14 protein-coding genes are annotated in these 20,572 nt (G+C 60.0%); 9 read left to right on the plus strand and 5 right to left on the minus strand.

What is annotated here, in order from left to right:
- Positions 1–48 precede the first annotated feature (48 nt).
- From PMI11_RS19315 to PMI11_RS37370, 4 genes are all read right to left on the minus strand, one after another.
- Positions 49–1,899: a recombinase family protein gene (locus tag PMI11_RS19315; RefSeq protein WP_007820253.1), complete on the minus strand. Its 1,851-nt coding sequence runs from the start codon at positions 1,897–1,899 to the stop codon at positions 49–51.
- Between the two features lie 153 nt (positions 1,900–2,052).
- Positions 2,053–2,850: a hypothetical protein gene (locus tag PMI11_RS19320; protein WP_007820255.1), complete on the minus strand. Its 798-nt coding sequence runs from the start codon at positions 2,848–2,850 to the stop codon at positions 2,053–2,055.
- A 644-nt stretch (positions 2,851–3,494) separates the two neighbouring features.
- A complete protein-coding gene (locus PMI11_RS19330; protein WP_007820257.1) occupies positions 3,495–3,830 on the minus strand; it encodes a hypothetical protein in 336 nt (111 codons plus the stop codon).
- A gap of 381 nt (positions 3,831–4,211) precedes the next feature.
- Complete coding sequence (locus tag PMI11_RS37370) at positions 4,212–4,439, minus strand: hypothetical protein (RefSeq protein WP_007820258.1); 228 nt, start codon at positions 4,437–4,439, stop codon at positions 4,212–4,214.
- Between the two features lie 234 nt (positions 4,440–4,673).
- On the opposite strand from PMI11_RS37370, the gene PMI11_RS19335 reads away from it, so the two are divergent.
- The 9 genes from PMI11_RS19335 to PMI11_RS19375 all read left to right on the plus strand — a co-directional run bounded on the left by PMI11_RS19335 (position 4,674) and on the right by PMI11_RS19375 (position 19,037).
- Entirely contained in the window at positions 4,674–5,843 is a 1,170-nt protein-coding gene (locus tag PMI11_RS19335) for a hypothetical protein (RefSeq protein WP_007820259.1), read from the plus strand.
- Between the two features lie 303 nt (positions 5,844–6,146).
- Positions 6,147–7,202: a hypothetical protein gene (locus tag PMI11_RS19340; protein ID WP_007820270.1), complete on the plus strand. Its 1,056-nt coding sequence runs from the start codon at positions 6,147–6,149 to the stop codon at positions 7,200–7,202.
- A gap of 111 nt (positions 7,203–7,313) precedes the next feature.
- Positions 7,314–7,817, plus strand: coding sequence for a hypothetical protein (locus tag PMI11_RS19345; RefSeq protein WP_007820271.1), 504 nt, complete (start codon positions 7,314–7,316; stop codon positions 7,815–7,817).
- On the plus strand, positions 7,810–9,783 hold the full coding sequence (locus PMI11_RS19350; protein ID WP_007820272.1) for an AAA family ATPase: 1,974 nt from the start codon (positions 7,810–7,812) through the stop codon (positions 9,781–9,783). The genes PMI11_RS19345 and PMI11_RS19350 overlap by 8 nt, the downstream gene beginning before the upstream one ends.
- Positions 9,780–10,559, plus strand: a complete 780-nt coding sequence (locus PMI11_RS19355; protein ID WP_007820273.1) for an ATP-dependent Zn protease — start codon at positions 9,780–9,782, stop codon at positions 10,557–10,559. The genes PMI11_RS19350 and PMI11_RS19355 overlap by 4 nt, the downstream gene beginning before the upstream one ends.
- Before the next feature lie 108 nt (positions 10,560–10,667).
- The gene (locus PMI11_RS19360; RefSeq protein WP_007820274.1) at positions 10,668–13,004 is read left to right on the plus strand and encodes a hypothetical protein; all 2,337 of its coding nucleotides are present in this window, start codon (positions 10,668–10,670) and stop codon (positions 13,002–13,004) included.
- A 684-nt stretch (positions 13,005–13,688) separates the two neighbouring features.
- Positions 13,689–15,707 (plus strand): ATP-binding protein, encoded by a 2,019-nt coding sequence (locus PMI11_RS19365; protein ID WP_007820275.1) that lies wholly within the window; start codon positions 13,689–13,691, stop codon positions 15,705–15,707.
- Between the two features lie 233 nt (positions 15,708–15,940).
- Positions 15,941–18,058, plus strand: coding sequence for a Z1 domain-containing protein (locus PMI11_RS19370; RefSeq protein ID WP_202803155.1), 2,118 nt, complete (start codon positions 15,941–15,943; stop codon positions 18,056–18,058).
- The gene (locus PMI11_RS19375) at positions 18,051–19,037 is read left to right on the plus strand and encodes a PD-(D/E)XK motif protein (protein ID WP_007820278.1); all 987 of its coding nucleotides are present in this window, start codon (positions 18,051–18,053) and stop codon (positions 19,035–19,037) included. The genes PMI11_RS19370 and PMI11_RS19375 overlap by 8 nt, the downstream gene beginning before the upstream one ends.
- On the opposite strand, the gene PMI11_RS19380 is transcribed toward PMI11_RS19375, so the two are convergent.
- Positions 19,034–20,518 (minus strand): DNA cytosine methyltransferase, encoded by a 1,485-nt coding sequence (locus PMI11_RS19380; RefSeq protein ID WP_007820279.1) that lies wholly within the window; start codon positions 20,516–20,518, stop codon positions 19,034–19,036. The two genes, PMI11_RS19375 and PMI11_RS19380, sit on opposite strands and share 4 nt — an antisense overlap.
- Positions 20,519–20,572: the final 54 nt, after the last annotated feature.

Raw genomic sequence — 20,572 nt, forward strand, 5'->3', positions numbered from 1 at the left:
AAAGCTTCGCTTTCCCTTAGCGATCGGTAGCTCCTCGTTCGCTAAAGCTCACCATAACCTGAAGGCCGCAGGTTCAAATCCTGCCCCCGCAACCACTGAGACTTGAATATTTGACCATTCAAGTCGTTTAACAGAGAGCTCCTCCGCGTAAGCGTCGAGGAGCTTTTTTTGTTTCTGCGCAGTGTCCAGTTCGCCGGCGCGGAGCCGCTCCAGATAATCGTGCTGCTTCAGTGCCTCGAACTGCTTCTCCAGGATCGTTGCCGCTTCCATCGCAGCCAGGATCGAGGCGATGCGGCCATGGACTTCGAGCGATGCCGGCTGGTGGCCCGGGGTCTTGCCGATCACCACCTTCTGGATGAACTGACGCACGATATTGATGAACGGCTGCTTCGTTTCCGTGTCGGCGTGCTCGCGCATGTAATAGAAGGCCGAGTTGATGATCAGCTCGATAGCTTCAGGACTGACTTCCGCCTTCAGCTTCCTGATCTTCTCCCCGAAATCTTCCCCCGCCGGCGCCTGCTTCAGCCGGGTCTCGAGGCCGGCCCGGCGTTCCTCGAGCTGGTCGAGCATATCGTCGAGGGCGGCGAGGCGAGGGCGACCCTCGGCCGAACGGTCACTGATCTGCTGGATGATCTGGCGCTGTTCCTGTTCGGCGGCCTTCAATTCCCCGGAAATGCGCTGGCGCTCGTCCGGTTCCTTCTTCATCGAGGCCGCAAGGTTCTGGCGCGCCTGTCCGGCGACATCGTCGAACACACCCATGCCGAAGAATGCGGCGGGGAGGCAGGACAGCACCCGGTCCTCCAGTTTCTTGCGGAGAATGGTCTTCTGGTTGGAGCAGCAGGCGCCGTCGAGCCCGTCGATTGGCAGCTTGTTCTTGTGGTTGGAGCAGCCGTAGCGTTCCTTGGCCATGATGGCGTAGGATCCGCCGCACTCTGCGCATTCCAGCATCCCGCTCAGCAGGTAGCTCGGCCGGTGTGTCCTGTTCAGCCGATTGGTGGTCGTGCGGGAAAAGTTCTCGAGCGTCGCCACTTGCCGCTCCTTGACGCGCGCCCAGAGCTCATCGCTGATGATGCGCATGGACGGCACTTCCGTCACAACCCATTCGCTTTTGTCGTTGAGGCGGGCGGTGCGGCGTTCGGTCTCGGGGTTCTTGCGGTAATTCTGCTTGTTCCAGACGATCCGGCCGACATAGAGCTCGTTGTGAAGAATGCCGCTGCGGCGTTTGCCATCCCCGCGGATGGTGTCGTCACGCCAATAGTTCTCCTGTGGCGCCGGAACGCGGCGGTCATTGAGGCTCTGGGCGATAGCCGCCGGACTGACGCCATTTGCATATTGCTCGAAGATCCAGCGCACGATCTCTGCCTGGGCCGGTTCGATCTCGCGCAGGCCCTTGATGCGGTCGCCGTTGGCGTCGCGCTGCTGGCCCAGGCGGTAGCCATAAGAAAGACGGGTGGTTGCGATGCCCTTGCGCGCCGCTGTCTTCATGCCTTCTCTCGTGCGGTAACGGATCTGCTCGACAAGCTCATGGCTGAGCGTAGAGCGCATATGGAGCTCGATATGACTGATCTCCTGGCCGGCCTGAACTGTCCAGATCGCCGTGTCGTGGTAGTTGAGTTCCTTGAGGATTTTTGAGCTGTGCTCGACGTCGCGCGACAGTCGGTCGACTGTGACACAGAGCACGACATCGATCCGCTCGCGCTTTACATGCGCCAGTAGCTGCTGGATGCCGGGACGCGATGTGAAGGAGGTTCCGCTGATCGCGGAGTCTGCATAGGTCTCGACCAGCTTCCAGCCCCTGTCGGCGACAAACGTCTTGCCGAGTTCGACCTGGGTCTCGATCGATACCTCGTTCTGGCGGTCGGTCGAATAGCGCGCGTAAAACAGGACGGTCTTCGTCATTGTGGTCCTCAGTTAAAAAATCCTCGGAAGACATGGTAACCGGCGGCGGGAGACCTGTGAGCCCCCGCTGCGATGCCGGGCCGTCATGGCCGCTGGTCCACTGGGGTTGGCGGCAATTATTGCCGCCAATGAAGAGCTGTTCGTGAGCGCTGGCTAGTAGCCCATCGCGGTACGATAAGCCGAGGCCTCATCGGTGTTGCCGCCAATCCAGCCATGCCGCTGAAGCTTGAGCAGGCTGTCCACGACGCTGTCGCGCGCGCCGCACCACGTCCAGCCGGTATCGGCGGGGCGGATAATGAAGACTTCGGTGGAGGTCACCATGATCCGCGTTGCACCGGTCTCCGCCTTGACGGCTTCGCGAAACAGGCGGTCCCGTTCCCTGACTATGCGCTTCTCCTCCGCCGTACGATGGTCCGGCTTTTTGCGTGAGGGCGCTTTCGACGGGATCTGGGCTGCGGTGATGCGGTGGGTGACGACGAAGACGCCGTTCACCCGTTTGCGACGCTCCGGAGCTCTGTCGATGTCGATCATCACGCCATCATTGGCAGGGCCGCAAAACAGGTCCCCGCTGACGGCGACGCAGTGCGTGGTTAGGAAAACGATACAGGGGTGGCTCTTCTGAATGCCCGTGCGGCGCTTCAGATAGGCCGCAAGGGTCGGATAGCCGGCAACGTCGTGCCACTCGCCGACATAGCCCAGGGCCCGCATCGTCTCCTCGATGTCGGTATCCGACATATAGTTGATGATCGGAGAGCGCGAACGGTGCACCCAACCTGCACCGAAGCGAACAAGCCGGACCGCGTCTCGCACGCGCGAAAGCGGCTCGCCGGTAATCGAGGCAATCGCGCTCGGGGCAGCGTACGGGTAGGTCCTGGTGTCATTATCGACGTCGTGGAGGTGGTGGGTCTTGATCGCACCGAGTGCGGACGGGAGGTAGATGATGTTGGGCACGTTCGGATCCTTCGTATCCAGGGTGGAGTTGAAGGAATGCGCTCACCACTCTGGATCCCTCAGGCGTCCGTTCGCCCTCGATCCCATCTCTTTGTGCCTGTAAAGCCACCACACGGATAAGGTGACACAGGCTGGGCAATGCTCTGCAGGACGGTCCGCACCGGCCAGAGCCTCTGTAAAAAATCGGTACGCAACTCGATCATCGGTGTCACGAGCGCGCCAGGACTCCTCCCTTGCAAGATTGTCCCGGATAGCAAAAAGCCAATCAGAAAACCAGTTTCCGCCATGCAAGGGCTTCCGCTGGTGCGCATTCCGGCCGAGGCGTTCACCTCAGCCGCCGGCGACATTATCCATACCCTTTGGGAAATCAACGCGGCGGCCTGGAGGGAGCCAAGTTTATTTGAAAACCTGGCTGACCACGGCTTAATCAGATCGATAGCATTTTAGCTAATCGGATGGATGCTGATGAGCTGATCTTAGGCGATCTGTCCCCCCAGCACTCTGTAAATCCGATTCAGGAATCAAACGGCGTTTAACCGAGTAATGGGGGGAGAAGTCGTAAACGGTGCAAACGCCGTCAGGCGTTCCATCGGCAACGTGGGATAGCCAAGGCCGGAATCGGCAGGCAGGTAGAGCGGAACTGCTCAGTCGCCTTGATCGGCGCCATCAGGATAGAGCAGGTGGGGCTTGCGCCGGAACGGCCAGTCGCCATCCCGGTACTTCTCGACAAGCCCATCGAAGACGGTGTGGGATTCGTGCTCGTCGAAGCCCTGCTTGACCAGCATCCTGACCACCCGTCTTTTAAACTTTTCCAGCGTTTCCGTTGCTCCCTCGGCTGCCATGGCGGAGATCGCCATGAACAGTGCCGTCCGGGCAACGTCGTCGCGTCCGGGGCGTTTGGCCTGACGGTCGGCGTCGCGCAGCCTTTGCTGCCGTTCGCGCTGTTTGCGGTTGCGGATCTCCTCGGACTTCGCTGGCATACACTCTTCCCCGTTGGGTCTCTGCCTACGCATGTCAGACCGGCGCTCCACCGGCAACGCCGTTTGCAGGGAATCGGAAATCCCGGTTTATGAATCGTTTGTCCGCGGTTTTGAATCGAATGAGCGCAACTTGAGATGCATTGCGGGCACGTTGAGACAGGTCGAGGTGACTTGGCGAGGGGCAAACGGCGGCCATGAATCAAATGATCAGCGTTCGGAATCAAAAATCTCCAAGCCGGAATCAAATGAGCGAAATTTGTTTTAACGTGCGGACACGTTGCGATGACGCGTGCGTAACCTGACTGGACTTCTCAGCCGTCTCCGGCTGGGTGCTATCGCCTGCTGCGGGTCATGTCCGTCGTCTCGGCTACCGGCCACGGTTCATCCGGAGAGACGGTGTCCGTCTATCCTCCGTACCGGTGTGCCGCGGTTGTGACCGGGTTGGCGGATGACGGAGAACGGACGTTGCGCATGGGCGAGGTGGAGATAGCCATATTTACTTGGCGCTCCGTTTTTTGTCCCCGACACGTCTTCGGCAAAGCCGTTCAGGCAGGTGGTCGCGTGATCCCGCTTCGCGCTTTGATTTGAGATATAAGTAATATCGTTCATTGATAAGTAATAAATCTCCGAAAATAATTATTGAAATAAGTCTATTTTGGTAAAGTTTTAGATAATTGGAAAGGCGAATCGCGAAAACGTAGCCCAATTATCAAGAATTAATACGATTCTATATTATGTTCTGTTTTTACTTGAATTTGCATGGCGGTGATATCGGTGCGATAATAGTGTCATTCGATGAGTAGTTAATCGGATATTATAGTATCTCGTTACCCGGAGACTTCAATGCATACAAAGACCAACAAGACGACCACGACCGCCGCCTTCTCCTATGAAGACAACGGCATCGGGCAGACGCTGCGCGATCAACTCGAAACCAGCGCTGCCCATATCTTCGACCTCGGCCGCCGTACGACCGAGCAGACTTTCGAACTCGGCGATCATCTGGCCCAGGCCGCGGACCTTCTGGCCGACGGCCGGTTCGACAAGTGGGTGAAGATGCGCTGCGGCCTCGCACCGCGCAGCGCCCGCAATTACACGGCGGTGTTCCGCAATCTCACGCCCTACCGTGACGAACTGGTCGATCTGTCGGTCGGGGCGACGGTGCTGTTCCATCTGAGTTCGGCAACGGACGATCAGGTCAAGGCGGCCATCTCCTTCGCGGAAGAGAACGGGCGTCTGCAGGTCGCCGATGTGAAGGCCATTCTGGCCGGCGGCGAGGAGGGTGGCGACAAGCCGGAGACGGGCGATCAGTTCCGTGACGGTGGCGTTGGCGGACTGAAGGCACTGATCGCCATCAAGGTCCGCGAGGGTCTGAAGGCGTTCATCGCCCATATCGTCGCGATCTGCCAGGCGATCGAGGCTGCGTTGGCCAAGAGCCGGGTGATCAAGGAGGCACTGGCGAAGGACATCCAGGACATCGCCCGGGTCGCCCGTCAGGAGCTCGAAAGCCTGGCGCTGTTCGTCGAGCCGGACCTCGATTGGGGCCGCAACACCAAGCCAACGAAGTTCCCGAAGAAGACCGGCTGGGCCGACGTCAACGACACGCTCTATACATTGGGCGGGGTCGATGGCTGGCCGAAGTCGAAGGAGATGCGCGACTGGCTTGCGTTGCATGTGCTTCCGGTGCTCGGCTGGGCGGTGTCGAAGGAACGGGCGCCGGATTGGCCGCTCGCGGCGCCGGCTGTTCCGGCTTTCGAGCCGATGGTTTTGGAAGAGGCGGACGGCGCCGGCGACCGTCAGGATGCCGATCCGGCAATGCCGGACGAGGTCTCGAAGGATGCCGATGTCTCCGATGAGGCGATCGAGCGGTTTGGCGCCGCACTTGAAGAGGCGACCGACGGCTTCATGACGGTCAGCCGTGAGGCGCCTCGGAGCCGCAAGCAGTTTGCCAAGGTGCCGCCGCTTGCGGATGACCCTGTCGTGGTCGAATCCGTGCCTGCGGTCACGCCGTAAGATGCAGCTTGCTCGAAGGCCTCGGCCTTCCCGGCGAACTCAAGAGGGCCGCGTTGCGGCCCTTTTCCTTTTGCCTTCGGATACTGCCAATCCCTCGGAAGCGTTTGTCGGCGACAAGCCGTGTGAGCCCGGCGTTAACCTTGTACCGGCTTTGTTCTGATTTTGCGCTCAGGGTCCTTGAGCCCGCCCGCCGGTCCTGCCAGGTTGGGGCTGTTCGGAAGACCGGACACAAAACGGCCCGAGGCAGCGCGCCAACGCTACCAAGGGCCTGACCCTCAAGCCTTCTGACAAAGGAATCGGGCTATGACCACGTTTACCTCTATGATCCCCAATGGGGAAGTTCTCCGTTCGACCGCCGCCGCGGCCTCCATGTTCTCGCAGCGCTCGTTCGGCTTCGGGGCCTGCAGTATCAGCGAACCGGCTGCCCTACGCCGCCATCCGCAAATCGTTCGCTTCGCTGAGGTCGAGGCCGATCTCGACCTGCTGATCGATCGCGCCATCGCGGCCATTGCCGACGGCGAACCGGTCGAGGACGACATCCTCGGCCATTACGTCCACATCGCCTCGCTCGTCCGCGCCGTCTCGTTCCGCGAAGGCAAGCTCCTGGAGCAGGCGGTCGAGCGGCTGGCGAAAGCCAATCCCAACATCGTTGTCCTGACCCAGTCGCTGAAACTGCCACTGGTCAAGGCGGCACTCGAGGCTGTTTCCGGAAACGATTGGTCCAGCCTCGACGGCATCAAGCTCGACTGCGAGGCGCCGGCCAAGGGCAGCTACACGCCGGACCTGATCCTTGTGAACCGCGCCCGGCACACGGCCTACATCCTCGACCTGAAGCGGTCGCTTGCCTCTTATGGCGACACCAGCCGGCTCGAGGAGTTGAAGCTCAAGATGATGGCCTCGGCGATGGTGCTGCCGGACTGGCTCTATAAAAACCACAAGCGTCTGATGGTCGACACTGTCGAGGTCGCGATCGTTGACGGCGCCAGCCGCCCGAGCGATCACGCCACCGGCATCTGGGCCCTGTCCGAGATCGACGACCTCCTGGAGATCGATGGTGTTGCCGCGTGCATGGCCGAACTGCGCCTGCGCTTTGGCCGCCGTGTGCAGCAGCTTCTCGAAGCCGAAGCGCGCAAGGCCCTCGGTGTCGTGCCGGATGCTGCATCCGGTTCGACAGTGTTCGGCAAGCCACCGATCGCATTGAACGGTTCGGCGCGCAGCTACGAGGAAGAGTTGGCGATGGCCCCGCGAGAAGACGACGATGGTCATTATGACCTCGGCTGCTTCGACGAGGATCAGGGCGATGAACCGGAACCGGTCCGTATCCGGGTCGGCTTTGCCCGCCGTCCGCGCCGGCACTGACGATCTGCCAGCTTAACGGCACTGATCGCGGCCGCGCTGAGTGCGTGGCCGGCTTCCCCTTCTTCCCTTCCAAAACGCCGGATGCCGATGCGCTCCGGTGAGGAGACAGTCATGTCCATCGATACCCACAGCCCGTCTGTGGCCGGCTTCCGTTGCGAGCCGATCACGATCGATACCGTTGCGTTGCCCTGTGTTCGCAGCAGGATGGCGCCCAGCTTCGAACCCTCTGACGTGAGCGGTCGCGACGATCCGGCCGTTCTCATCGGCTTGGCGCTCGCCTTCGGCCGGCAAGGGCCTCTGCTGGATGGTCCCGTGCCGGAGCCCCTGATGCTGCGGCTGCGTGCACTTGCCGACGGCGGCAATGCGGCATGCCACCTGCTGCTCGACTGGCTTCAGAACCGCAATCGCGATCTCGACCGGCGCGGGGTGTTGCCTGTCATGTCGGCTGACAGCCACCGGTCACGCCATTCGCCGCGCGAGCGTGTGTTGGCGAAGATCGCAAAACCCGGTCCCATCGACGGGCGGCGGCGTGGCCGGATGCGTCCGCGCGATCCGGTACAGAGCGCCAAAACGGCAATTATTGCCGCGGAGACCGGAGGCCGGATTGATGGATAAGCTCGCTCGTCTGTTCGTTCACCGGCTTCGACATCTTGCCCGCCGCGAGGCGCGCAGGGCCGCACTGCGCAATGGTCTGCTCGAGGCAAGGATGGTCGATGTCGATGGCCACATGCTCTGCCGCTACAGCCCTGCCTTCGACATGACATGGCTGACCGGCGATCCGGTTCGGGATGATGCCCGGTTCCGACGGAATTTTGGCGCGGGGCTTATGACACCGAAAGAGAACGGCAATCCGACGCCCGGCTCTGGTGGCGATGGTGCCGTGACCGCCGGGATCGTTCATCCGCCGTTCGCCTCGCAACTCATGGCTCTCCCTCGGGCGCATCGCGGCGCAATCGCGCAGGACGCCGTGCCGGGCAACGGTATCGATCGGCGTGCCTATGCCGTCGGCCTCGTGGATCGGGCAGCGGCTATGCCATCGGTCAGTCACATCGTTGCAACCCTGGTTCTGGCACGCGCGGCGGAGAGTGGAAGGCGATCCCTTCGGGAGATTGTTTATGCGCTGACCCGTGTGACGCCGGTGGTCATCCTCCATGCGCCGCTCGATGGCTTCGAGCGGGAAGTGCTGCGGCTCCTTGAAAAATCCCGGCTGGTGCCTGGCGGTCCGTTTGCGATCGTCGAGGCGGACCACATGTTCAACGACGACTACTTCGACGTCGTAGAAGGCGAGTCACGCAGGCGTCTTATGACGTTCTCGGGCGCCGGCGTGCATCGCGTCACCGGCAATGCCCTGCGCCGGCGGATGATCAGTGCGCTGTCCCGGGACTTTCCGATCCTCGCTATTACGGAGAAGCAATCGGACATTCCATCCCTGCTGCGTATCTCGGCCGATCTTTCGCTGGAAACGGGAAAGCTCGATCGACGGTTCGTCGCCAATCTGGTCGAGGTGCTCTATCCGGATACGGCAATCGGGGCGCTCGGCCTGCCGTCGGATGCCGATGCGCGCTGGTTGTCGCTCGAGGATCTGGTGCTTGCCTTCCGCCCGGGACGGCATATCCGGGACGTGCTGCACGTCCTTGCGACGCTGATCGATCGCAATCGCGGAGACTTTGAGGAAGAAGATGGCGACGAGGGGGACGATAAGACGACTGGATCGGCATCTTCCAGCACCTCCCCCGAGAAACTCCAGGGATCGGACAAGAAGCCGAAGCCGTCCGACACCGAAAGTAGCGGCCGTTGGAAGAAGGACAAGCCATCGGGCGCCGAGCTGATCCAGCCGGAACCTTTGCTGACGGCCGATGAGGCCGGCCGCAAGCCGCCCGTGACCGTCGAAACGCTTTCCGGATATGGTAAGGCGAAGGACTGGGCGCTCGATCTCAAGGCCGATCTCCACGATTACCGCGCCAGCATCCTCGCGTGGTCGGAGATGAGCACCAGGCTGCTGCTGTCCGGTCCACCCGGTACCGGCAAGACGACCTTTGCCCGGGCGTTGTGTAACAGTCTGCAGATCCCGTTGGTGGTCAGCTCGGTCTCGACCTGGCTGCAGGGCGGGCATTTGAACGATGTCATCGACAGGATGGCGAAGACGTTTGTCGAGGCGCGGGCCATGGCGCCCGCGATCCTGTTCATCGACGAGATCGACGGCATCGGCAAGCGGCAGCCGGCCGAGCGGGAATATGCCGACTACTGGAATGCCGTTGTCAACAAGGCGCTGGAGTTGCTCGACGGCGCCGTCAGGAACGAGGGGCTGATCGTCGTCGGCGCAACCAACAGGCCCGATCATATCGACGAGGCGATCAAGCGCTCCGGGCGGCTGGAGACCCATGTCGAAATCCAAAGGCCTGATGCCCCGACGCTTGCGGAAATCCTCGCTCATCATCTCGGTGACGATGTGATGGCGCTGATCTCCGCGCCGGTAGAGGACGCCCGGGCGGAAACCGAGGACGGCTTCTCGCTCAGGAAGATCGTCGCCGACTATCTGGAGGAAGAGGCGGAAGATCAACGGAAGGGAGCCAGCCGATGACGGAGCCACAGAACACCAACACGTCGGGAATGCCGGCGGCCGCGCAACAGGATTCCGTCGATGCTATCCTGCGGCGTCTCGCAACGCGGGCGATGGGGCTGACGGGTGCGGATATCGAGCGCATCGTCCGGGAGGCGCGGTTGAAGGCGCGCCGCGGCAAGCGGGCGATCCGCTATCAGGATATCGAAGACGGCATTCGCGGTGATCGCCCACCCGTGCCTCATGATCTGCGCTGGCGCTTCGCCTACCACGAGGCGGGGCATGCCGTCGTCCATCATGCGCTTGATCTCGGTCCCATCCGCAGTCTCCACATCGATACCGGGCAGGGCGGCTACAATCTGGTCGGTTTCCATGCCTGGGCGACCGACACGCGTGATTGGTACGAAAACATGCTCACCATGCTGATGGCCGGGCGGGCTGCCGAGAAACAGATGCTCAAACGTGTATCGAGCGGTTCCGGCGGCAGTGACGACAGCGATCTGGCGCGGGCCACGCGGCTTGCCTTCGATATGGAGCGGACGCTTGGGTTCGGGAGCGGGCATCCGCTGCTCTATCGGCCCCATCGCGATCCTGGCGCGGTTCTCGACCGCGATCCCGAACTGGTTGCTCGTGTTCATGCCAGGTTGGAGGCAGCGCTCGACCGGGCAGAGACGATCCTTAGAAGGCGCAGGACGGCCTTCCATGCGCTGGCGAAGGCGCTGTTCGATGCCCAGGCAATGGATGAGACCGCGGTGCTGCACATCCTGACTGACAGTGAGTTGCTGCGTGGAAGCTGACCCTATGCGGTAGAGACGCAGACAACTCCAATTCTTCGTTAACCCTCATCGCTTAGCTCGGCCGACCCTTCGCCTAGAAGGTCCGAGTAACAAACCTCATGAAGTGAAATGACCAAGCTCACTGCAATCAAAGCCTTCCAACGTAAGATCGACGCCTATTGCGAACTGCGTCTCTCGACTGTCCTCTCCAGCGACGAAGCCGAAGCCCTCAATGCCTATATGCGGCGGCTCATCGAAAGACGGTGTGCGCCACCTCGGACGGCAGGCCGCACCGAATGGGATGTCGTTGCTCGCATAACCGGGATCGATGCTCGATCGCTTGCTTCGCATCACCGTTTGATCGATCCCGGGTTCGACGCCATCATTCGTTGGAACAGGGACGACGGGAAAACAGCCGGAGAGGCGGAAAAGGGCTCCCGGAAGCCTGGAGGCGCAACGAAAGTAAAAAAGGCCAGCCCCGAGAAAACGAAACTGACAATCAAGTCGGCGCCCCCGGGAACTACGCGTTCCCAGGCTGCCCCCGTGGTGCACAAGCCAGGCGTGAAAGTCGAGTTTCCTGAGCCCTTGTTTCGCGAGTGGCATGACCCTGCCGATTTCGCCGAGGCACTCCAGCTTCACATGCGTCGCCACGGTGAGACCTACTGGGTTCTCTATCGATCGGTGGTGCGACCTGATGAGCCCATGGACAAGAATACGCTGCTGAGTTGGATCGAAGGCCGGCGTGTGCCGCGGAGCACTGATAGCTTCGACGTGCTTGGTCGTATCGAGCGCCGGTACCGCCTCCCGGAAGGCTACTTCAAAGCGAAGCTGCCACATCAGTCGCGATCGGCGTCCGGGTTCAATCTCTCGGGTATCGAGCCTGCTGAGCGACGCAGGATCGCGTGGCATCTACCCGATGACTTCAATTCGCTTTCCTTCGCCAAGCGCGAGGAGATTTTGGATTGGGTCCGCCGAGTGATCATCAGCGGCTCAACGGATTACCGCAAGTTCCAGGCAGCAGCAGCGAAACAGCGCTACGCCATCCGCTTCCCAGGCGTATCCTATGGTGGACGGGCGCCGCGTGATGGAAAGATCGCGGTACCGGCGAATTATGAAGAAACCTGGATTGAGGATCCCGACCTCCTGTCCGGCGTTATCGATGCGCCGCCGACACTTGCCATGGAAATGGCGGATCTAGTCCGCTTCAAGACCTCCGCACTGACCTCGATCGGATTTCAGCGAAACGGTGTCTGGGGTGAGGAAACCGCCTCCCAGAAGATTGAGCATCTCGGCCTGATGTTTGGCGCTCTTGCGACGTCAAAGGCGGGAGAGATCAAGGGATATGGGGTGCCGCTGCGCCAACTGACCTTCGGACTGCTCATCTTTCCGGGCGTCTGGGACTGGTATCTGCAATGGCGCGAAAGCCGCCGGGGTTTCTACACGGCGTGGGAAGTCGACATGCTGCGGATAGCCTTGGCAATCACTAAGGAAAGCACCGGGTGGCTTCGACAGCATCCGGAACTCTTGTCGCGTGTGCAGCCGATTGCCGGTCTCGTCTCGCAGAACGAGATCGACTATGCCCGGGAGGATTGGCACGGCGCTTGCGAGGATTTTCACAAACATGCCTCTCACCGCGTGAAGGAAATTCAGCGCATCGCCCGAGTCCATCGCGATCCGTTCGAGCCGATCATGCCGGTCCTAGAAGCTGACAGCCCGGTCGGCGAATACCGGAAGATTACCGAGGAGATCATTCGGCTGATGCCTGACGCGGAGCGCTATCCGCGTCCGGCTGCCGAGGCGGTTCGCTCGTTCCTCATGCTTCGGCTAGGGTTGCATCTTGGGCTTCGCCAGAAAAACTTGCGGCAGTTGATGCTATGCCCACGGGGGCAGATGCCGCGTCCGGAACGGGTGCTCGAAAAGCTCAAGCGCGGGGAACTTCGTTGGAGTGATCGCGACGGTGGCTGGGAGGTCTTGATCCCGGCGGTGGCTTTCAAGAACGCTCATTCGTCGTTCTTCGGAGACAAACCGTTTCGGCTGATCCTGCCCGATCTGCTCGATCTCTACCGCCATATCGATGACTATGTTGAGCGTCATCGCTCGGTCCTTCTGAAGGGTTCCGCCGACCCTGGGACTTTTTTTGTGAAGACAGTCAAGACGACGAGTACCGACGCAGCCTACGACATCACCAGCTTCTATGAGGCGTGGCGGCTCACCATCCAGCGCTACGGTATCTACAATCCATACACCGGGCGAGGGGCGATCAAGGGCTTGTTGCCCCATGGTCCTCACAACGTCCGTGATGTGCTCGCCACGCACATCCTGAAGCAGACCGGTTCATACGAGCAGGCGAGCTACGCCATTCAGGATACGGCGGACATGGTCGCCAAGCACTACGGCCGCTTCCTTCCGCAGGACAAGGCGGCAATTGCGGCACGAATTCTCAACCAAGTTTGGGAAGTGGCTTAGAGTTCAGTTAAGTCGCCGGGCGTCGTTCGCTCGGCGATGGAACAGCAAGACATGAAGCGCTGAACTCCGCGGCTAGGCGGTCATATCTTGCTTCCAGGGTGCTTGAGGGAACCTTTCACACCAGTCTCAGCAGTCGTCGCAATGAGGCACGGTTCAAGGCGCGTCGTAGCAAGCGGGTGCCCGCAACGATCGTGCCACCGTGTCTGACTAGCCGCGCTGGCAGTTCGCGTCCCGACCGTGGAACCTGCCAAGTGGGAGGCGCCAGTCGACCTAGAGCCGGCGACGCTCAGGAGGCTTGGGTCAACCTTCGTGCTTTGGCCAGAGCACTGCTAGTTGTCCAGGCATTCGACGGAGCGGCTGTCGTGAAGCTCCTCGACAGGGATTAGTGCAAGGGTATGACGGGGCGTAGGTACGCAAAAAGAATTCGACGCCGCCCGAGTTGCGGCAACGCACGTTAATATCAGCAACACTACCCGGAACAATTTGTAATCAGCACGATCCGGGTGCTCCGGGTCCGAATTTTGATTTGGAGATTGAGTACGGTGGCAAGATCTCAATATTTACTGATGCCTCAGGGCTTGAGTTTTCTACGGCTAAACGGCATGTTGACTTGAACGTCTGGGTTGTTGCCAAGGATCGGCAAATGAAGGGACGCATCTCGCTCTCTGGTCAAAATTATACAGCATGAAGTTTCTGATTTTGCGAGTCCTGACCCATAGTGAACTTGGCATGTTCCATGAGTACCGGCGTCAGGGCAAAGAAGGCTCGAAGCAGCGTGCAATCAACTTCGATGGCGCGGTTGTAGACCGGGTTTTTCCGACAGCACTGGACACCGACCGCATACCGCTGAAGCTTCGGTATGACACGGATGACGGTATCGCTGTAAAGCAGCAATGGCTTACACGCCAAGCAAAGAACTGGCGGTTCGAGGGCAATTGCCCAAGAGACAAGGTTTACGATTTTGTTGATCCGGGATGCCTGTTCGCCATGGAGGTTGACGCGGGCGTCAAACCGGCAACAGGCGCTTGGGCTGTGTTCCCCGCGGATGCTGAGGTGACGATCGGAGTTCTTTCGGATGGGGCTACCGCCGAATTAGCACGGGCGGGGATGATCGCACTGCATGGGGAAGAAGGCGTGCGCGTGCAGGGCCTACTCAATGACGCCAGACCTGAAATGTTCGGGCGAGACAGAGAAACGGTAGAAATCATGAGCGACGGTGGAAGTGTCATGGGTCGGAAGCGGTTGCCGCCCCGCCCTAAGCGTTTGGCAGAGATCATTGGAAAGACTGGGCATAGTCTTCCGAGCGCGGTGGCAGATCTCGTCGACAATTCAATCAGTGCCGACGCAACCGAGATTGACGTTACCTTCGCCCCTCCGGACAGCGGGAACGGCCGTTGGCTAACGATCCGAGACAACGGTGACGGTATGTCAGGGCCAGAACTCGATGAGGCAATGACCTTGGGGAGCGATGTCGAATATGAGTCCAATAGCCTCGGCAAGTTCGGCTTTGGCCTTAAAGGCGCGTCCTGGTCGCAAGCGCGCGTCTTTACAGTGGTTACTCGTCGACGTGGCGGTTCACTCAGCCATCTCACCTGGGATATCGACAACCTTGGGGACTGGGAGCCGAGCGACGCGCCTCTGGAAGATTGGGAACGCAATGCCACCGCCCTAGGAGAAAAGGGTACGGCCATTCTTTGGAAGGAAATGACGCCGCCCGCCGCGGCTCCGCTCGTGCCAGGTGTGTCCCCATATTCAGCCGAGGTGATGGAGCTTGAACGGCATCTGGGACTGGTCTTTCACCGGTTCCTTGAGGGGGATGCAAAGAACCGGAAAAAGGTGACAATCCGGATCAACGGTGTGGAAGTTCGACCGAATAACCCTGTTGGGCACCCGATGGTGGAGCCTTACGAGCTAAAGCCAATTCGAATGCCCACAAACTCGGGCGACGAAACCATTACGGTGCAGCCGTTTGTTCTTCCTTCGGAAGACCAGATAAAGCAGCACCACAAGGCTGAGGGACCTCAGGTCGTAAATGACGTGCTGGGGCGCGTTGGGCTTTTTGGCAAGCGCAATGAGTCGCAGGGTCTTTTCATTTATAGGAATGACCGCTTGATCAAGTGGGGCGGCTGGCACCAGATGTGGTCAACATCTGACGAAAAGACCAAGCTTGCCCGGGTGATCGTTTCGTTCGGCACAAAACTTGATACCGCGTTCGACATTAACATTACGAAGCGTTCAGTGAGCCTTCCGGCATTTGTTCAGGAAGAAATCAAGAAACTGGCCAACCCTGCCCGTAATGCGAGCAAGGCGAAGTATAAAAAGCCAGCATCGCCTCAGCCGGCAAGGCCCCTCGGAGCATCTGCTATTCCAGCTAATACTCCGGTGCAGAGGCTGCCGGCGAGTGGAATGCCTGGAGTAACCCAAAGCGGGACCATCTCCGCGCCGCCCACATCTCCTCCTCATCCGGCACCGCCGTCGGTCGTTAACTACAAGCCTGTGACAACGGAGCGTTTCGCCTGGAAAGTGGCGCAGAATTTGACTGGCGGACGCGATTTGCAGGTAAGTAATCGTATGCCAGAGCTCGCGGCACTTGCGAAGCGTCTTGCCAATGACGCAGATGCCACGGGGGAGCTCGTGGCGTTCCTGGCGGTGCTCGACGAGAAGGGGGTACAGGCACTCCTGCTAGATTCAAGCGAGCGCTGATGCCTAATCTCCGTTTACTCGCGACACCTCCATCAGCGCCGAGCTGGGTGGACCGACTCTCAGGAGCCTCTTGGCCAACATGGAGCCGGCTCGAGAATTTATTGCTAAGCAACGGACGCTGGAAGCCGGATCAGGTAGCGTCGCTTGACGCAGAATCCTTCCGCGTCCTTCGGCATCTGCGGGATCCACTTTCGAATGGATCCTTCAGTGGGCGTGGCCTTGTTGTGGGATACGTGCAGAGCGGGAAGACCGCAAATTACACCGCTGTGGCGGCGCGGGCTGTAGACGCGGGATATCGCCTTATCATCGTGCTATCCGGGATCCACGATTCCCTGCGCAATCAGACCCAGGTGCGCCTTGAGCGGGAACTGGTCGGGCTGTCCGAAGAGAGTTGGGAGGCTCCGGGTTGGACCTTGTTGACCGGTCGCGACGCGGATTTTGCGCCTACCGATGCCGCTATTCTCGAGCGGGGCGGGGCTTTTCTGGCGGTTATCAAGAAGAACACACACGTCCTTGCCAAGCTAATCGAGTTCCTCCAGGCGGCAGGTGCACTCGTCGAGGACCTTCCGGCGCTCGTAATCGACGACGAGGCGGATCAAGCTTCAATCAATACGCGGGGCAACCGTGACCCGGCAATCAGTGATGAGGAGGACGCGAGCGACAAGGCTTCTGCTCCTTCGCCGACGAACAGGTTGATCCGTACTATTCTGAGGCTTTTGCCTCGGGTCAGCTACGTCGCGTACACGGCGACCCCGTTCGCCAACATATTCATAAATCCTCAAGCGCTCGATAGTGAGGCGGGAGAAGACCTATTCCCGCGCGACTTCGCTCTCCAGCTACCGAGACCGGATGGATATACAGGCACCGAAGAGCTCTTTGGTGTCGCGGCGCAGGGGCGCGACATGTTAAGGCCGGTGCCGGAAGACGACGTTCAACGTTTGCGTACCACCGGCAGGCGCCGGAGCGCGGGTCTCGTTGTTGGCCCTGCTGAAAACTTGATCCCGACCTCGCTTTCGGATGCCTTTCTCACGTTTTGCGTGGCCGGTGCCGTCCGGGAACTTCGCCCCGGCCTTGCAGGTCAACCGCATACAATGCTGGTGCATGTCAGCTCGCGGACGGCTGATCAGGCTCGTATCGCAGGCGCTTTGAAGGATCAGCGCGACATTTGGCAGGGTGCGCTTCAACAGGGGCAGAGCCTGGAGGGTCTCTTTCGCAGAATTATCAGGAGCCATCTCGCAGGCGTAGAGCTTCCGGCTGATGATTCAGACATAATAGCGCGCGCCTGTGGGGTGATGGGCGGACTTGAGATCCTCGAACTCAACAGCGTCGCCGGAGAAAATCTTGAGTACGACCTCTATCCGGGACGGCATCTCGTTGCGGTTGGGGGTAACAGACTGTCTCGTGGCCTTACACTTGAGGGGCTAACAGTGTCGTACTTTCTCCGTACTACCAACATGGTGGACACGTTGTTGCAAATGGCGCGCTGGTACGGGTTCCGAACGGGCTACGAAGATCTGGTTCGCGTCTGGACTACAGACGGCATCGCCCAGTGGTTTACGGAGCTCGCGCTCGTCGAACAGTCATTGAGAGACTCTCTTCGCTCTCTGGCGCGTGCTGGCCGCCGACCGGATGAAATGGCAATTCGCCTACGCGCACATACCGGTCTCTTGCTGACCGCCCGCAACAAATCGGGGCTCTCAACCGAAGTCCAGGACTCCTGGTCCGGTGAGCACCCACAGACCGTCATGTTACCGCTTGGTAACCCTGATCGCCTTGTCGATAACCGGGTGCTGACCGAGCGTCTTATAAGCAGTATCGGAGGCGGGCGGCAAATTGCTGGCGGCTGGCTGCTTCAGGATGTCCCTCCTGAAATCATCTGCGACTACCTGCGCATGTACCGCACGCATGACGATGTGATTGCGTTCCGCGGTCAAGAGTTGGCTGACTGGATCAGCGAGCGCGCCGGGACAGGAGAACTGGTGAATTGGTCAGTTTTTGTCGCCGGTTCCCGGGAAGGTGCTGACATAAAAATTGGTGGGCTGTTAACTGGGGTAGTTACAAGATCTCGTACAAGTTCCGAGAGCATCGGGATTTTGATTGACCCACGGCATGAGGGAGTCGACTTGCCGGGTGGCCCCGATGCCTATCGCCGCCGAAATGGCAATTACGACGCGGAGTCCATGCGCGCTGCGCGCCCTCCGACCGAGGGGCTACTTATCGTGTATCCGCTTGACCCGAGTCCCCTCGGCATCGGCGAGATAGACGCTGTGATTGCTGTAGCCCTAAGCTTGCCGCGAACTTCTGACGGCGCAAGCACCAGTATCGTCAATCGGGGGGTGGCGGATGGCTGAGGAGCCAAATCCGGAGGCCTGGGCCGAGCTGAGGTCCGGACGTCCGACTTCGGATGATGGGCTGGTAACGCGTGGCCTTCATTACCGTGACGAAGAGACGGCCATCCTCATGGGCATGGACGCTGAGGGCGATCTCCATCTGCTTGTCCCAGTCTCCAAGGGACCATCGTCCCAGGAGTTCCCGGACTTAAACGGTCTGATGGTTCGGCATCGCGTCACCACTGAGGGGCAGTTCCTTGGTTTGGTAGCGACAGCCCCTCATGAGCGCGTCTTCACTCCCGTATGTAGGGAGGTCGTAGAGGCCGTGCTGGTCCAGAATCGTGAACCATGGACTGCCGTCGCTTCTATTGTCAGGCAGTGGCAGTCGGCTTGGCGTCCAACGCGCCAGTATATGAGTCAGACAACCCAGGTCGGCCTAGCCGGCGAATTGATTGTCCTTGCCAGAATTATGATCGATGCGCTCGGGTCGCGCGCCGTGTTGATCTGGAGCGGGCCGGAGAGTGAGCGCCATGACTTTGTTTCGGGGAATCTTCATCTCGAGGTGAAAACCACCCGCGCCAGCCGGCATGAGCACGACATTTCTCGCCTGGATCAATTGTGGATGCCGGACGGTCGTTGCCTTTTGCTGGCGTCAGTGCAACTTGAGACGTCTGTCGGCGGGACGCTCACCCTTGCGTCCCTGATCGATGAGGTCATCGAGTTAATTAGGGATGACCCCGCCGCGGTCGACGACTTCCTGCTCAAGCTCTCGCGCCTCAACTGGTCGGACGAAATGAGGAGGTCTGGGGAGCTCCTCCGCTTTCATCTCCGTGATGCCGCGCTTTATGACGTTGATGATGAGTTTCCGCGTCTCAATGAAGACTTCCGACCACCCTCTGGGGTTCTGTCGGTTCGCTATACGGTCAGCCTTGCCAATCTTCCGACGTTGGGGGTGGATGAGGTAATCGAGATGGTTAGGGCGTCGCAGGCGCTCGGCTAACCCCGCCGTTGCAGTAGCTGCGTTTCTGTTCGTGTATTGGCCGCCGTCCTGAGGTCTTCGTGGATCACCTCAGCCAGCGCAAATGACATCATGGGCGGAACAGCATTGCCAATCTGGCGGAAAGCTGGGTTCATGGTTCCGCTGAAGGCGAACCCATCCGGGAAGGACTGGAGACGAGCCGCTTCACGAACTGAGATCGTCCGCGCCTGCGCAGCATCGTAGTGAATATGTGAGTAGGTATCTTTGCCAATGTGAGCCATTAAGGTGCGGACCGGGAACTCTGGCCTGAGCTTCCACCAGCGATTTGGAAACTTGGTTACGTCATACGGTGGAACGATGCTATTCCATAGCTCGTTGAATGCTTGCGTTCCCTGCCTTACGCCACGTTCAGACGCAACCCGGTCAACGATCTTTGCCGCCGTTGCATGAGCCTCAGGATACTCTGCTCCCGGACGCATTTCGGCGAAGGTAAGGTGGTCCCGCGGCAAGTATCGGATCACATGGTCCCAGACGCCTTCGTCCGACGCGAACCCAGCCCAATTCCGCATCTTGATCGCGTACGCTGACGGCTGCCGGTCTTCGCGGTACGTAGAGAGCTTATCGAAACGTCGGGTGCCACGCTTCACGGAACGACCACTGATAGGTGCCAAGTCTCCGATCGCCTCATCGGCGGATACCGGGGCAGCCAATCCATCATGGCCGAGGTCCGGAGAGACATAACCTGACACGCCCTGGCGATCCACGTAGCGCAGAGCAACCGCACGGGTGCCGGCATAGCCTGGTGGCAGCTTGAGATGATTGGTAGCTTTAGGGAAGCGTATATCTAGTCCCAGCTCTCGCCTGTAGGCGATCAGATAGACGCGGTCTCGCATCTGCGGCACGCCATGAAACGCCGAATTGATTAGCGAGTATCGCGCCGTGTAGCCGAGGTCGTCCAGCGCCTCAACGATCTCCTCTGCTACGTTGTGGTGGCCGTAGTGAAGGATGTCGGGTACATTCTCGATCAGGACGGCGAGAGGGCAAAACGCGCGCACGTAAGCCAAATAGCGCAGGTAAAGGTTGCCTCGCGGGTCAACGCGGAACGCCTCGGGGTGATCTGCCACCTCACGCAGCTTGGCGCGGCCGACTCTGGCATAGGCTTGGCAAGGTGGGCCGCCAACGAGGACGTCAATCGCACGTTCAACCTCGCCCAGCTCAAGTTCCTCCGCCAGAGCTGCTGGGTCCATCCTCATATCCCGAGGTTGGGCATGCGCCCTAAACTTGTCCGCTTCTAAATGCCCGTGAAAGTTCTTCGCATGGGTGAGAGCTGCCAGGGGATCGATCTCAACTGCGCCCCGCATCTCGAAGCCTGCTCGATGGAAGCCAAGACTGATGCCGCCGGCGCCTGCAAACAGATCAAGAGCGCGTGCTGGCTCGCCCCGACGAAGTCTGTCTAGCTTATAGAGAAGGGGAGCCACGGTGCCGGCTGCGGCCTTGTTCATCTTGTCGTGTTATCCTCTTGCTTCCTGCACCGTGCGACTCGGCGAGCTATTCAT

Source organism: Rhizobium sp. CF142 (assembly GCF_000281145.1).
GTDB lineage: Bacteria > Pseudomonadota > Alphaproteobacteria > Rhizobiales > Rhizobiaceae > Rhizobium.

Coding starts and splice junctions, on each gene's coding strand:
- PMI11_RS19330 (WP_007820257.1), bottom strand. CDS start 3,830: ATGCCAGCGAAGTCCGAGGAGATCCGCAACCGCAAACAGCGCGAACGG.
- PMI11_RS19340 (WP_007820270.1), top strand. CDS start 6,147: ATGACCACGTTTACCTCTATGATCCCCAATGGGGAAGTTCTCCGTTCG.
- PMI11_RS37370 (WP_007820258.1), bottom strand. CDS start 4,439: ATGAACGATATTACTTATATCTCAAATCAAAGCGCGAAGCGGGATCAC.
- PMI11_RS19350 (WP_007820272.1), top strand. CDS start 7,810: ATGGATAAGCTCGCTCGTCTGTTCGTTCACCGGCTTCGACATCTTGCC.
- PMI11_RS19315 (WP_007820253.1), bottom strand. CDS start 1,899: ATGACGAAGACCGTCCTGTTTTACGCGCGCTATTCGACCGACCGCCAG.
- PMI11_RS19380 (WP_007820279.1), bottom strand. CDS start 20,518: ATGAACAAGGCCGCAGCCGGCACCGTGGCTCCCCTTCTCTATAAGCTA.
- PMI11_RS19365 (WP_007820275.1), top strand. CDS start 13,689: ATGAAGTTTCTGATTTTGCGAGTCCTGACCCATAGTGAACTTGGCATG.
- PMI11_RS19375 (WP_007820278.1), top strand. CDS start 18,051: ATGGCTGAGGAGCCAAATCCGGAGGCCTGGGCCGAGCTGAGGTCCGGA.
- PMI11_RS19335 (WP_007820259.1), top strand. CDS start 4,674: ATGCATACAAAGACCAACAAGACGACCACGACCGCCGCCTTCTCCTAT.
- PMI11_RS19360 (WP_007820274.1), top strand. CDS start 10,668: ATGACCAAGCTCACTGCAATCAAAGCCTTCCAACGTAAGATCGACGCC.
- PMI11_RS19355 (WP_007820273.1), top strand. CDS start 9,780: ATGACGGAGCCACAGAACACCAACACGTCGGGAATGCCGGCGGCCGCG.
- PMI11_RS19345 (WP_007820271.1), top strand. CDS start 7,314: ATGTCCATCGATACCCACAGCCCGTCTGTGGCCGGCTTCCGTTGCGAG.